This is a genomic window from Pseudomonas sp. GL_091 (assembly GCF_057837725.1).
Genome location: NZ_CM174451.1, coordinates 2,844,340 through 2,857,200 on the forward strand (window position 1 = coordinate 2,844,340; position 12,861 = coordinate 2,857,200).

General features: G+C 61.5%; 11 protein-coding genes. 5 read left to right on the forward strand and 6 right to left on the reverse strand.

The genetic code is table 11. From position 1 onward, the window contains the following. The 3 genes from AC3ITY_RS13040 to tssB all read right to left on the reverse strand — a co-directional run bounded on the left by AC3ITY_RS13040 (position 1) and on the right by tssB (position 2,629). Positions 1 to 498: an Hcp family type VI secretion system effector gene (locus AC3ITY_RS13040; RefSeq protein ID WP_008046674.1), complete on the reverse strand. Its 498-nt coding sequence runs from the start codon at positions 496 to 498 to the stop codon at positions 1 to 3. 78 nt (positions 499 to 576) lie between these two features. Beyond that, the gene (tssC, locus tag AC3ITY_RS13045) at positions 577 to 2,058 is read right to left on the reverse strand and encodes a type VI secretion system contractile sheath large subunit (RefSeq protein ID WP_046037251.1); all 1,482 of its coding nucleotides are present in this window, start codon (positions 2,056 to 2,058) and stop codon (positions 577 to 579) included. Between the two features lie 28 nt (positions 2,059 to 2,086). Next, positions 2,087 to 2,629 carry a type VI secretion system contractile sheath small subunit gene (gene tssB / locus AC3ITY_RS13050; protein ID WP_008046673.1) on the reverse strand — a complete coding sequence of 181 codons (543 nt, stop codon included), beginning with the start codon at positions 2,627 to 2,629 and terminating at the stop codon, positions 2,087 to 2,089. Between the two features lie 226 nt (positions 2,630 to 2,855). Between tssB and AC3ITY_RS13055 the strand changes: the two genes are divergently transcribed. Genes AC3ITY_RS13055 through tssA form a run of 5 tightly spaced genes read left to right on the forward strand, consistent with a single transcriptional unit; the run spans position 2,856 to position 10,380 of the window. Further along, the gene (locus AC3ITY_RS13055) at positions 2,856 to 3,305 is read left to right on the forward strand and encodes a type VI secretion protein (RefSeq protein ID WP_489309664.1); all 450 of its coding nucleotides are present in this window, start codon (positions 2,856 to 2,858) and stop codon (positions 3,303 to 3,305) included. 54 nt (positions 3,306 to 3,359) lie between these two features. Next, positions 3,360 to 4,691, forward strand: a complete 1,332-nt coding sequence (tssK, locus tag AC3ITY_RS13060) for a type VI secretion system baseplate subunit TssK (protein ID WP_489309666.1) — start codon at positions 3,360 to 3,362, stop codon at positions 4,689 to 4,691. 18 nt (positions 4,692 to 4,709) lie between these two features. Next, on the forward strand, positions 4,710 to 5,477 hold the full coding sequence (locus AC3ITY_RS13065; RefSeq protein ID WP_489309668.1) for a DotU family type IV/VI secretion system protein: 768 nt from the start codon (positions 4,710 to 4,712) through the stop codon (positions 5,475 to 5,477). After that, on the forward strand, positions 5,474 to 9,295 hold the full coding sequence (locus AC3ITY_RS13070; protein WP_489309670.1) for a type VI secretion system protein: 3,822 nt from the start codon (positions 5,474 to 5,476) through the stop codon (positions 9,293 to 9,295). Before AC3ITY_RS13065 ends, AC3ITY_RS13070 begins: the two co-directional genes overlap by 4 nt. After that, the gene (gene tssA / locus AC3ITY_RS13075; protein ID WP_489309672.1) at positions 9,292 to 10,380 is read left to right on the forward strand and encodes a type VI secretion system protein TssA; all 1,089 of its coding nucleotides are present in this window, start codon (positions 9,292 to 9,294) and stop codon (positions 10,378 to 10,380) included. Before AC3ITY_RS13070 ends, tssA begins: the two co-directional genes overlap by 4 nt. Here tssA and AC3ITY_RS13080 read toward each other — a convergent pair. From AC3ITY_RS13080 to AC3ITY_RS13090, 3 genes are all read right to left on the reverse strand, one after another. Next, entirely contained in the window at positions 10,377 to 11,348 is a 972-nt protein-coding gene (locus AC3ITY_RS13080) for a 2-hydroxyacid dehydrogenase (protein WP_489309674.1), read from the reverse strand. The genes tssA and AC3ITY_RS13080 overlap by 4 nt on opposite strands. A gap of 144 nt (positions 11,349 to 11,492) precedes the next feature. Continuing rightward, on the reverse strand, positions 11,493 to 12,080 hold the full coding sequence (locus AC3ITY_RS13085; protein WP_489309676.1) for a TetR/AcrR family transcriptional regulator: 588 nt from the start codon (positions 12,078 to 12,080) through the stop codon (positions 11,493 to 11,495). Positions 12,081 to 12,108: 28 nt separating this feature from the next. After that, on the reverse strand, positions 12,109 to 12,492 hold the full coding sequence (locus tag AC3ITY_RS13090) for a tautomerase family protein (RefSeq protein ID WP_223458131.1): 384 nt from the start codon (positions 12,490 to 12,492) through the stop codon (positions 12,109 to 12,111). Positions 12,493 to 12,861: the final 369 nt, after the last annotated feature.

Genomic DNA, 12,861 nt, shown 5'->3' on the forward strand with positions numbered 1-12,861 from the left:
TTACTTGACGAGCTTGTTGGCGGCCATGTCCCAGGTCGAGGCGGCCGTGCCTTCCTTGGTGCCGTCGTCTTTCTGCGCGGTCAGCTCCCATTTGATTTTGGTGAAGTTCAGCGACAGGGTTTCCACGGGCTTGCCACCCGTACCGCCGCTGACGCTGACGTTGGACAGCACCACGTTGGTCAGGGTGTAGATGATGAACGGCATCAGTTGCCCACTGCCTTCAGCGGCGTTGCGGCCGATGATGACTTTGGCTTCCGGGATCGGCTTGCCGGCACAGCAGTATTCGTTGAGGGAGGGTGTGGAACTGTCGACGAATTTGGTCAGCGTGAACTCGCCAATGTGCGGCTTGCCGGAGGTCCGTTCCGAGTTGCTGACGTCGTTGGTCACCTGCATGGCCACGTTGTGGCTGTAGGACATGACTTCGATCTTGTCCTTGTAGCCCTCGAGCAGACTGTCGCCTTTGATGTCGCCGCCGAGGTCGAGAATAATTGCATCCATCGCATGAAACTCCTGAAGGTTATCGCGCTAGATAAGCAGGGAACTCCCGTCGGGCCGGCCGACGGGAGCGGGGGCAGGTCAGGCGGCGACCGGTGGTGGCAGGGTGGCCACCAGGCGGATCGAAGCGGTCAGCTCTTCAAGCTGGAAGTGTGGCCGCAGGAATACCGTGGCCTTGTAGGCCCCCGGCTTGCCCGCGACTTCCGTCACATCGACCCGGGCTTCGCGCAACGGGTACTGCGCCTTGATCTCCTGCGGCGCGTTGTCGTTGATCAGCACGTAGTCGGCGATCCAGTTGTTGAGGTAGGTCTGCACGTTGTCGCGGGTCATGAAACTGCCGACCTTGTCGCGCATGATCACCTTCAGGTAATGCGCGAAACGCGAGGCCGCGAGCACGTACGGCAACATCGCCGAAATCCGCGCGTTGGCGTTGGCCTCGTTGGTGTTGTAGAGCTTGGACTTGTTGGTGGTCTGGCCGCCGAAGAACACTGCCACGTCGCTGTTTTTCTTGTGGCACAGGGCGATGAACCCCAGGTCGTTGAGCTCTTTTTCCCGGCGGTCGGTGATGGCCACTTCGGTCGGGCACTTGAGCGACAGGTCGCCGGAGGTGGTGCGGAAGGTGTGGGCCGGCAAGCCCTCGACCGCTCCGCCGCCTTCAGCCCCGCGAATCGCCGCACACCAGCCGTATTTGGCGAAGGCTTCGGTGATGCGCTGGGACAAGGCCCAGGCGGCGTTGCCCCACAGGTATTTGCCGTGGTCGCTGCCGTTGACGTCCTCGACGTAATTGATGCCTTCCACCGGCGAGGTGTCCGGACCGTAAGGCAAACGCAGCAGGAAATGCGGCAGCACCAGCGATACGTAGCGCGAGTCTTCGCTTTCGCGGAAGGAGCGCCATTTGATCAGTTCCTGGCTCTCGAACACTTTCGACAGGTCACGCGGCACGGCCAGTTCGGTGAAGCTGTTCATGTCGAACAACCGGGGGCTGGCGGCGGCAATGAACGGGGCGTGGGCGGCGGCGGCGACGTTCGACAGTTTTTCCAGCAGGCCGATGTCCTGCGGGTGGCGGCCGAAGGTGTAGTCGCCAACAAGCAGGCTGAAGGGGTGACCACCGAAGGTGCCGTATTCCTCTTCGTAGATCTTTTTGAACAGCGCGCTCTGGTCGAACTCGACGGCTTTTTCCAGATCGTTCTGCAACTCTTTCTGGGTGACGTTGAGCAAGCGCAATTTCAACCGGGAACTGGTTTCGGTGTTTTGCACCAATAGGTGCAGGCCACGCCAGGAGGCTTCGATTTTCTGTAGCTCGGGATGGTGCAGCACCTCGTTGAGTTGCGCGCTGATCAACTGGTCGATCTGGCTGATGCGGTCGTTGATCATCGCCACGGTGTCCTTGTCGATGGCCATGCCTTCGTCGAGGACCTGGGTGGCGAACTCCGCGAGCATGTCGCGGGCATAGTCCTGCTGGCTATCGTCATGGGCCATGCGGCCTTCGGCGATGATGCGGTCAAGCAGGGACAGGCTTTGCGTGGTGCTTTCACTGGTGTTGGCGCTGGCTGAAGCGGGCATGGCGACGTCTCCCTAAGTGAATGAGTGATCAGGCTTGCGGTTCGGCCGGTGCTTCGCTGTCGCCTGCGGGGGCGGCGGTATCCGGACGGGCAGACTTGATCTCTTGCAGGCCTTCGGTATTGGCGATGACGTCGCGCAGCAGTTTGTCCAGGTCATCGTTACCGTCGAGCTTGGTCAGCAGGTCGCGCAGGCGCTGACGCGCTTCGAACAGGCGCCGCAGCGGGGTCACTTGTTCGACGACCTTCACCGGGTCGAAGTCGTCGATGTGTTTGAAGTTGAGTTCGATGTTGAGCTTGCTGTCGTCGCCAGTGAGGGTGTTGGTGACCTGCAAGGTGGCGCGGGGGGCAATCGAGGCGAGCACTTCGTTGAAGTTGTCGCGGTCGATCTCGGTGAAGCGTCGTTCATTGAGCTTGGGAAGCGGCTCGAGCGGCTTGCCGGAAAGGTCGGCCAGAATGCCGACGACCAGCGGCAATTCTTTTTTCTCGATGGCGTTGCCGATTTCGACGTCGTAGGTGATTTGCACCCGGGGTGGGCGGACCCTGTCGAGCTTGTGCTGAGTACTTTCTGCCATGTTGGCTGACTCCGATGCATGAGCGGGCGCAATGCATCGGGAGGCCCGCTCATCGCTTTCCCTTGCTGGACCGTAGGTTAGAAAGGGTGGCAGATGGACCTGTCGTTCCTTTGACAAACCTTGCACATTCGGCATGGGGGGCCGAACTATCCAAGACGCTAGAACAGGTCTATAAAAATGCAAGCGAAAACAATTTTGGACCGACCCGAGAAAAGGAAAATTCATTTTGTGCGCACGTTTTTTTGCATTCGCCCTGTTCCTGACCCTCGCCGGGTGCTCGTTTTTCGGGCCTCGGGTGGACCTCGATAACCTGACCCTGGACGTCGCGCCGAAGGCCAACGACGACACGCCGATTGCCGTGGATTTCATCGCCGTCAATGATCCGGATCTGCTCAAGCAGTTGTCGGGCATCACGGCGCGGCAGTGGTTCGCCGAGCGCGATCAATACCAGCGCGACTACCGGCAACTGATGACGGTTTGGGGGCTGGAACTGGTGCCCGGCCAGTTCATCGACAAACAACCCTTCCCGCTGGGGGGCAAGCGGGCAACTGGACTTTTGGTCTTCGCCAGCTATAACACTCCCGGAGCACACCGGTTACGGCTCGATGACCAGAGCGATGCCCGGCTCAAGTTCGACAGTCGCGAGATGACGCTGGTCAGCAATACTCCGCAGTGAACACATTGCCCGGCCGCTGGTTTGCGCGGCGACGTAGACGTCGAAGGGAGTCGTATGAGCCTGTTACCTGACGCGGTTTGCTGGCACGAAGGCATGCAATTGCTGCCCCAGCATTTTCAGTTGCAAGGGCTGCGAGCCGAGGCGTTGGTGGCGCATTTTGCCCAGGCCTGCAATCCATGGTTCTGGGGCGTGAGCCGGGTCGAGTTTGACCCCGGCGCATTGAGTGCCGGGCTGGTGCGGTTGCTCGATCTGCAAGCGACGCTGCCGGACGGTTTGCCAATCAATCTGCAAGTGGGCGCCGGGCCAGCGCTGGAGCTCGATGTCAGCGAAGCGGTCAACGCTTCGGAAAACGCCACGGTCACTGTGTACCTGGCCGTCAGCCCATTATGGCGTGCCGGTCAATTGCTGCCGCTCAAGGGACGGCTGCAATCGGTGATCGGCGATGCGCTGCCGGATTTGACCAGCGGTGAGTACCCCGAGTCGATCACGGTGTGGCGTCCGAATCCGCGGTTGTGCACGCAACTGAACAAGGCCGACTCCATCTGTTTGCCACTGCTGAAAATCCGCAAGGAGGGCGGTGGTTTCCTTTCGCTGCCCTACACACCGCCCACGCCTTGCCTGCTGCCCGAGTCGGTGTTGGGTCGCCGGGTGGCCGGGCTGTGTGCCAGGACGCGGGAGAAATGCATGTTCCTGGCCGGCCGCCTGCGCCAGGCGCAACAGGCCGGCAATCAAGACGATGCGCTGGAAATCCGTCGACAACTGACGGCGCTCTGGGCGCGTCTGCCGGAGGTCGAGGGTACGCTGAACAGCCGATTGGCCACCCCGCAAGCAGTGCACGGTTTGTTGCTGGGGCTGGCCGGTGCCTGGTCCGCGCTGGACCCTTTGGCCGGGGTTCCACCGTTCGCCCCACTGGATTTTCTGGAGCTGCAGCGCGGCTATGAACCGGTCCTGGACTGGCTCGAAAGAACCCTTGAATTGATCCGCGCCGGCTATCGCAGCCTGCCATTCGAACGCAGCGAACAGAGCTTTTCTATTCAACTGCCGGACGATCAGCCGAGCCAGCGTCTGGTCATTGGTTTGCGCATGCCCAGCGGCAGCAGCGAACAGGCTGCCGGCGATTGGCTGAGCGGCGCGATCATCGCCTCGGCGCCGCATGTTCCCTTGCTCAGTCGCCAGCGCATGAGCGGTTTGCCCCATCAGGTGATGAGCCGTAACGAGCAGGTGGCCTACAGCGTCGGCGACGACACGCGGTTGTTTGTGGTGACGGCCGAGGGTCAATGGTTCGACGGGCAATTGCCGTTGCTGATTGTCGCGCCGGCCGCCAAGCCGGCGAGCAGCCCATGGCAAGTGGTGTTGTTTGTGGCACAGGCCGGTGAAAGTGCCTGATCAGGGAAGGGGCGTCGTATGTTCGAGGGGCATGCCGGGGCGGGTACACGGGGCTTGCGCGAAGCACCGTTGAGCAGCGCATTTCGCGAAGCCTGGTTGCAATGGTCCGAGCAATGGAATCAGTTGCCCAGGGACAGCGACGACGATGCGCTGGTGGAGGCGGTGGTCGATCTGTCGACGCAAATTTCCCAGCGTTTGTGGCGCACGGCTTTCGCCCGGGTTGGCGAGGCAGCGACCGATCAGGTCAAGGCACTGGTCTATGCCTTTGTCGCATTGATCGATGAAACGCTGTTGTTCACGCCGTGGCCGGGCCAGACCGCCTGGCAAGAAAAACCGCTGGAGTCGCGGATGTACGCCAGCCGTCAGGCCGGTGAAAAACTGCCAACGGCGATCAAGACGTTGCTGGACGAGCAGATTCCCGCCACCCGCGACCTGGCCAATGTCTATTTGCAATGCCTGGTGTTGGGGTTTGAAGGACGGCTGCGCGGCGAGCAGAGTCAGGTCCAGCATGAAAAATTGCGCCTGGCGCTGTTCACGTTTGCCTGGCAGCACGACGCGGAGTATGCCGATGTCAGCGCCCGGCTCGCGCAGCCTTCGGCAGTGCCCGCAGTGCAGTTGCCGGTGCGGCAGTCGTTACCGGATGGTTTTCGCCTTGGCCTGGTCATTCTCGCCATGGTCATGATTCTGACCGGGCTGGGGCAGTTCTTCTGGCGTGACATTCGCCAGGAGCTCGACCCGGTGTTGCAGAGTACCGACCCGGTTGCCACCTCGGAGCAAGACGCATGAGCACGCTGGGGATCGTGGGGCTGGTCATCGTCCTGTTGGTGGTGCTGGCGGTCATCGCGGTGGCGGTATGGTGGTTACGCACCCAGAGCGGGGCGGCGATCCGCAGTTTTTATAACGCGGTACGTCATATGGAACAGGAGCAGGGCGCTCAGGACCGTTACCAGATTCCATGGTTACTGATGCTCGGCGACGAAACCCAGGGCACCCAGTTGTGCAGCCAGTGGCGCTTGCAACCGACGGATAAACCGGCCTGGTTCGGGCGCTGGTGGTCGGACCCCGAAGGCGCGGTGCTGGTGGTGCCACAGGCTCTGTTTTTGCCCGATGAAGGCATGAGTCTTCAGCGCGGCGGCTGGTGGCGCTTGTTGGGATTGATCCTGCGCCTGCGCAGCAAACGGCCACTGGACGGGGTGATCTGGACCGTGCCGGTCAGCCGCCTGGGCAATGCCGAGCAGGCCGCGAACCTCGGTCTGGCGGCGCGCCGGCGCTTCATCGAACTGTTGCAGCGGTTTGGCCTGAGCCTGCCGGTGTACGTGGTGATTACCGGCATGGAAGAGCTGCCGGGTTTTCAGGAGCTGATTTCGGTGCTCCCCGTCGAAGCCCGCGAACGCACATTGGGCTGGTCTTCACCCTTTGGCCCCGAGGCGGCCTGGCAGGCGCAATGGAGTGATCAGGCGCTGGACCAGGTGAATCGGGCCCTGTCGGAATCGATCATTGAAATCGGTGCGTTGTCCGGCCATCTCAAGGGCGAACTGTTTGGGTTGCCGGAACAATTCGAGGCCTTGAGGCACCACCTGCAAACCGTGCTCGAACCGGTATTTCAGGGCAATGCCCAAGGCGAGGCGCCACGTTTTCGTGGGGTGTACTTCACCGCCAACCAGCCTTCGCAAGACGCTGCCGATGGGTTCTCGGCCTATGACAACGGGTTGCAGCAGAGTGCGTTTGCCCGGCAATTGTGGCAAAGCCGGGTGGTTGCCGAGCGCGGTCTGGCTCAGGTGGTGCCCCGCTTGCTGCGCCTGCGTCAGCGTTGGCAGCGACTGACCGGTGTGTTGGCCCTGGCGGTCGGTGTGGTGTGGGCCGCCAGCATGCTCTGGGTCTGGCAGGACTCGGTCAAGGATGCTCATGAACTGTCGCGCCTGCTGCAAGGCGCACAGAAGAATTACGTTGCAGTCACCGATGAGTCCCATCGGCTGGAGTCGACCCGGCGCAACGTCCAGGGGTTCTGGCGGGTCCTGGAAAAGGCTCCACGCTGGAGCTTCACCTCGGTGGTGTTTCCCACCTCCTGGTTCTCGTCGCTGGACAGGCAACTGGAGGATCAACTGCGCTTGACTGCCCAGAGCCATATGCTGGAACCGCTACATGACTTGCTGAAGGCGCAACTGGTGCAACTCAAGGCCATTCGCAATACCGAGCGACGTGGCAACGTCGAAAGCGAAGACCCGGCCCAATGGCAAAATTACGTCAAGGCCAAGGACCTGGTGGAGCGCGCGGTACGTCTTGAACAACAGAATCAATGGTTCAATCAAGCGCTGAACAACCCCAAGGCGCCGCTCGAAGATCTGGCGTTGCTGAGCAATAACGCGCTGTCCCTGAACCTCAATGCCGGCACGTTGCACCGTGCAGGTTTTTACAACCGGGTGTTGCTCGATGCCAATGGCGGTGAATTGAAGCCCCTGGACCTGGCCATGGAGCGTGCGGTCATTGAGGAGAATTTTTCCGGGCTCATGGAACGTTGGCTTGACCAGTACTTTCTGGCCGACAACTTCGTCCGTCAGGCCGGTTATCTCAAGCTGCATCTTGAACGGCTGGAGGCCGGCAGCGGCAATTCCCTGGCGGAGCTCGAAGACTTGCGCGCACTGATCGACGACCTGCAAGCGCTGATCGGCCTGACCAACTCGGCCTGGAGTCGCGGCAAGGGTCAGGACCTGGTGCCGGGTTATCGCGAGATGATGGACAAGGTGCGCCAGAGCAGCCTGCTCGGCCCGCAGGTCGAGCAACAGCTGGACCAGCAAGCCTCCAGGTTGCAGCAAAGCTTTCGTGATCAGTGGATCGCCCAGGCAGGGGCGCGGGGCAACTTGCTGGTTCAGCAAGGCAGCGGGCAACTGAGCTTGCAAGTGCACGTCAACCAGTTGAACAACGCGGTACAGGCCCTGTTCAAACGGGATTTCGTGGCCATCGCCTTGCGCGCGGATCAGGCTGCCGCTGCCGTTCAGGGGCAGAACGTCGATGGTGACGATCTCGGTACGGCGCTGAATTATTTTGCCAGCTACAAGAGTTATGCCGCCGAAGAACTGCCACGCATTCCCCCGGCGTATCGCGATGCGGTGCTTCAGGCGGCAGAGGGGGCGGCGGCCAAGGCCATGTGGTTGAGTCTCAAGGACCAGAATGACCGACCCCGTGGCGACGATGTCTTCAACGTGCTGGCGCCACAGGCCGTGGCCTTGCAAAAAGCCTTCGCCGAGGTCCATCGCAACGATCTGGCCATGCGTGTGCAAAACGCGCTGAACCGTCGCGCCATGGCCCAGGTGGTCAGCGGTCTGGAGGAGATTACCGCGCAGCCGTTGTTCAGCGGGCGCAGTGAGATCAGTCAGTGGGACGGCTCGAAAAACCTCGGCCTGCAACTGTATGGCGCCCTTGATGTGCAGGATTTGAAGCTGAGCCTCAAGCAGCAATTCAACACCATGCTCGCCATCACCGAACGGCGCACCTCGGCGCTGGAGTGGTTGAAGACCCAGCAACAGAATCTCTCGGCGCTGGATTACGAGCGCGTCATGCAATTCAGCGCGCTCAACGATGAACTGCTCAAGTACAAGGACCAGAACCCCGCCAGTTCGCCGGCCCAGATCGAGCAGTTGGTGAGCCGCGACTTCATTGAAATGGACGCCACGTCCTGCGGCCAGATTTTGCAGACAGCCAGCTTGCCCGGCGGGCGCGGGACCTTGGCCCTGCGAGCCCTGGATCTGCAACAGAGTGCGATGCAACGCTGTCAGTTCTTGCAACAGCAACAAGCCGCGGCGGCCTGGAACGACCTGGCCAACTATTTCAATCAATACCTGGCCGAGCGCTTCCCGTTCGCCAATGGCGTGCAGGCCACCGACGCCGACCCGGCCCGGGTTCAGCACTTCCTCGACTTGATCGACAAACGACTGCCCGTGGCGCAGGCCGGGTTGCAACTGAGCCAGACGCCGGAGCGTCTGGCTGCCGAGGATTTCCTCAACCGCTTGAAGCTGGCCAGCACCTGGCTGGGTCCGCTGTTCGTACGGGACAAGAGTGGCATCCTCGGCGTTGAAATGGACGTGCGCTGGCGCACCGATCGCGAGGAGGAGCGTGGTGCCGACCAAGTGATTGCCTGGGGCTTGAATGCCGGTAATCAACAAATCAGTTACCCCGGCGAGCCGCAGCCGAACTTGCGCTGGATGGTCGGCCAACCCGTCCGGCTGACCTTGCGCTGGGCCAGGAACGGCTCGCAACGCCCGGCCAATGATCCGATGCAGCCCAACCTGATGGTGCGTGATTTCGAAGCCGGTTGGGAGTACGGCGGCCCGTGGTCGTTGCTGCGCTTGATCCGTTCGCACCAGTCGGTGCAACGCCAGCCGAACATGGACTTCACCGATTTTCCGCTGACATTGCGCCTGCCGGTCACCGCACAGGCCAGCACTGCGGAGCAGACGCTGATGTTTGTGCGTGTGTCGTTGATGAGCCAGGGCTCGAAATTGCCGTTGTCCATTCCACCACTGCCCACCCGGGCCCCGCGTTCACCGTTCATGCAAACCAGGGCGACCGCGTCTGCGACGGTCATGACTCAGGAGGAGGGCTTGTGAACTTGACTTCACCACCGTTGCCGGAGCTGATTGCCCGACTGCTCGAACCGATCAGCGAACAGGCACCTTGCGGCGAGGATTTGCGTTACGAGCGTGAGTTCGACCAGGCCCGTGAACTGCGCCGGGAGGACGACACCAGCCTGCCAACGGGGGTCTGGCAGTCGTCGATCAAGCGGGCGCAATGGCCCGAGCTGGAAAAGCTGACCACCACGTTGCTGCTCGAGCGCAGCAAGGATTTGATGGTGTGCGCCTGGCTCGGTGAGGCCTGGTTGCATCAGGACGGCCTGGACGGGTTGCCGGGCAGCCTCGCACTGGTCGCGGGCCTATGCGAGCGCTACCCCGAGCAGCTTCATCCTCGGGCCGAAGACGGTGACCAGTCATGGCGGGTCATTCCCCTGGAATGGCTGGCGCGGCGCTACAGCGAAGTGTTGCTGACGCGGGTGCCGTTGCTCGATCCGCGTCACGGTGAATTCGAAGGTTATTGTCTGGAAGCGTGGCGGCGATTACAGCTGCAACAGGTACTGGTCAATGACAGCAAAGCGGCAAAAACAGCGGCGGAAGCTGCGCGCGGCGAACACAAAAAACTCACCGAGCTGATCCGGTCCACGCCTCTGTCCCACTGGCTACGCCGCCAGGACAACCTGCTGGCCGGCCTGCAACATCTGCAACGGCTGGAAGCCTGGAGTGATGCTTACCTCGGCGCCCAGGCACCGGGCTTCAGGGGCTTGCAGGATGTGATCGAAGCGTTATTGACACTGGTCCAGGAGTTCATCGCCATGCAGCCACGACCGTTGACCGAGGTGCCGGTCGAGCCGCCATCCCTGGCGGCGTCAGGATCGGCTGAGCTGGCGCCGATGCCATCCACACCTCAGGTGTTTCGCGAGCCGGCGAGTCGCGACGAGGCCTATCGACAATTACTGTTGATTGCCGAGTACCTGGCACGTACCGAACCCCACAGCCCCGTCCCTTATTTGATTCGCAGGGGGGTGGAGTGGGGCAACAAACCGCTGAGTGAACTGTTGGGTGAGCTGATCTCGGCCGATGCCGAATCCCGTCGTCTCTGGACGCTGTTGGGTGTCCTTTAATCGGTGACCGAGTACGGTGTGATCGGCATGGGCAAGGCAATCGGTGTCAACACCGGTTGGCCGGAGAAAAACGCCACGAGGTTCTTGCCCACCAGTTCGACGGTGCCTTGGGTGGCTTCCGGGGACAGCCCGGCGACATGGGGCGTGAGGATCACGTTGCTCAGGGTCTTGAGCACATCCGGCACCTTCGGTTCGGCGTCGAACACATCCAGCGCGGCGCCGGCGATCCGGCGTTGCTCCAGGGCTGCGATCAGATCAGCGGTGGCAATCACGCTGGCCCGGGCGATGTTGACAATAAACCCCTGGGGGCCCAACGCGTCGAGTACCTGGCGATTGATCAGGTGCCTGGTGCCCTGGCCGCCGGGCGTGGCGACGATCAGGAAGTCAGAGGCGCGCGCCAGTTCGGTCGGCGTCGAGCAGAACGTGTAGGGCACATCGCTGCGATGCTGACGATTGTGGTAACTCACCGCCATGTCGAAGCCATTGGACGCGCGTTTGGCGATGGCCATGCCGACGGCGCCGAGGCCGAGAATACCCAGGCGTTTGCCGGCCAGGGAAGGGCGCATGATTTTTGGCCACTCGCCCCGGCGTACAGCTGCGTCGCAACGGGGAATATCACGCACCAGTGCGAGCAACATCGCCATGGCATGGTCGGCCACCGAGGACGCATTCACACCCGCACCGTTGGTGACGGTGATGCCGCGATCAGCGGCGGCCTGCAGGTCGACGTGTTCATAGCCGGCGCCGATCACGCAGATGATCTTGAGGTTGGGCAGCGCGGCGATTTCGTCGGCATACAGCCCCAATGGGCCCCGGGTGAGGACGGCGTCGATCTGCCCGGCATGGCGGGCGATGGCTTCGGCGCGCTCGGCGGGCGTCGGGGCCAGGATCAGGTGAAAACCCTGATGTTCGAGAATAGGCAGGTAATCATTGATGGTTTCAACCAGTACCAGAACGGTTACAGGCATGCTTGGCTCCCTGTGGGCATCGAAAAATCGGCTCGAACGTCACTTGAGATTGCTGATTTCAGGGTGGCTTGGCAACCACCAGCGATCGCAGTGCAGGAACTGGCGAAGCCTGCGATCTTTTTATTGCGCTGGGGGGCGGTCGCTTTACTTCGACGGCGTGAGGACGGCCCGGGCAGCCTCGAGAATTTCGTCAGACAGCGGATCGCCGCGGGTGGCCCGGGACAGCATCAGCGCACCGAACATCAGCGAATACTGTACCAGCGCCTGCTGCCGTTTGCCGGCTTCGTCCTCTGAGTCCAGCAGCGAACCGAGGGAATCGAGCAGGTTGTTCAGGCCCTGCAGATAGGTTTGGCGCAATCCGCTCTCGGCGGCCTCGTGGCACATGTCCCCGGCAAAGGCCACCACCGGACAGCTATCGCCCGGATTGTCCCGGCTTTCGCTGGACAAGTAGGTTTTGACCACGGCGCGGCGGGAGGCGTCCTTGCTGTCCTGTTCGGTCACCCGCGCTTGCCAGCGTTGCGCGGCCTGCTCGAAAGCCCGGCCGCTAGCCTCTTGCGCCAGGGCTTCCCTGGATTTGAAATGCCCGTAGAAACCGCCGTGGGTCAGGCCCGCGGCGGCCATCACGTCGACAACGCTGATCCCGTGCAAGCCGCGTTCGCGAAACAGCCGGGTGGCGGCTTCGACTATGGTTTCGCGGTTGAGGTCGGCTTGTTTGCGGGAAACTCGGGGCATGGGTCATTCTCGGTTTGCAGGTTGAATATCAGAGGGCGTATTGGGCAATCCCGTTGCCGAACGACCAGTTCTCTTTTTTCACTTCCACCAGATTAATGAAAACGTCCTCCTGGCGCACGGCAAGCTCTGCGTTAAGGCTCTCGGCGATGGTTTTGTAGAGGAGTTTTTTCTGCTCGACGGTCCTGCCTTCGCTCATGGTGATCTGGATTACCACCAACTGGTCCGTGCGGTTGATGCCCAGATAACCGGGGTCAAAGATGAAATGCTGCGCATCGTGTTCGGCGAGTATCTGGAAATTATCGTTCTGCGGCACACCGATGGTGCTGTGCATGGCGGCGTAGATCAGTTGGCCGATGCGTTTGGCGTGGGTGGGGTCCTGATGTTTTTTGATGTCGACGCGAACCAGTGGCATGGGAAGACTCCAGAAGGAATGCAGGTCAGTTAAAAATACATGACGCCCGACCTTTATCAAGTGCGGACTGCGCTTTGGCGATGAAGCGCAGGTGCACCGCAGATCCTTGTGGGAGCGAGCCTGCTCGCGATGGCTGCGGCACATGCAACATATTCTCCGACTGATACTCCGCTATCGTCGGAACGCCGCCCGGAGCAAGCTCGCTCCCACAGGGGTATTTTTCGACTATCTGGTACCACCGTTCCTCACCTAAGTCTTTGCTTCTGCTCACTAATCCCCCAGAATGCCGCCCCTGTTTCGGCCGGGCGCTGCCTGTCGGGTATTCCGACGCGTCCTGGCCGGGTGGCAAGTGACCGGAATGTGGAGATC

Excerpts from the sequence above, each read along its gene's own strand:
- AC3ITY_RS13040 (WP_008046674.1), bottom strand. The coding sequence starts at position 498 with ATGGATGCAATTATTCTCGACCTCGGCGGCGACATCAAAGGCGACAGT.
- tssC (WP_046037251.1), bottom strand. The coding sequence starts at position 2,058 with ATGCCCGCTTCAGCCAGCGCCAACACCAGTGAAAGCACCACGCAAAGC.
- tssB (WP_008046673.1), bottom strand. The coding sequence starts at position 2,629 with ATGGCAGAAAGTACTCAGCACAAGCTCGACAGGGTCCGCCCACCCCGG.
- tssK (WP_489309666.1), top strand. The coding sequence starts at position 3,360 with ATGAGCCTGTTACCTGACGCGGTTTGCTGGCACGAAGGCATGCAATTG.
- AC3ITY_RS13065 (WP_489309668.1), top strand. The coding sequence starts at position 4,710 with ATGTTCGAGGGGCATGCCGGGGCGGGTACACGGGGCTTGCGCGAAGCA.
- AC3ITY_RS13070 (WP_489309670.1), top strand. The coding sequence starts at position 5,474 with ATGAGCACGCTGGGGATCGTGGGGCTGGTCATCGTCCTGTTGGTGGTG.
- AC3ITY_RS13080 (WP_489309674.1), bottom strand. The coding sequence starts at position 11,348 with ATGCCTGTAACCGTTCTGGTACTGGTTGAAACCATCAATGATTACCTG.
- AC3ITY_RS13085 (WP_489309676.1), bottom strand. The coding sequence starts at position 12,080 with ATGCCCCGAGTTTCCCGCAAACAAGCCGACCTCAACCGCGAAACCATA.
- AC3ITY_RS13090 (WP_223458131.1), bottom strand. The coding sequence starts at position 12,492 with ATGCCACTGGTTCGCGTCGACATCAAAAAACATCAGGACCCCACCCAC.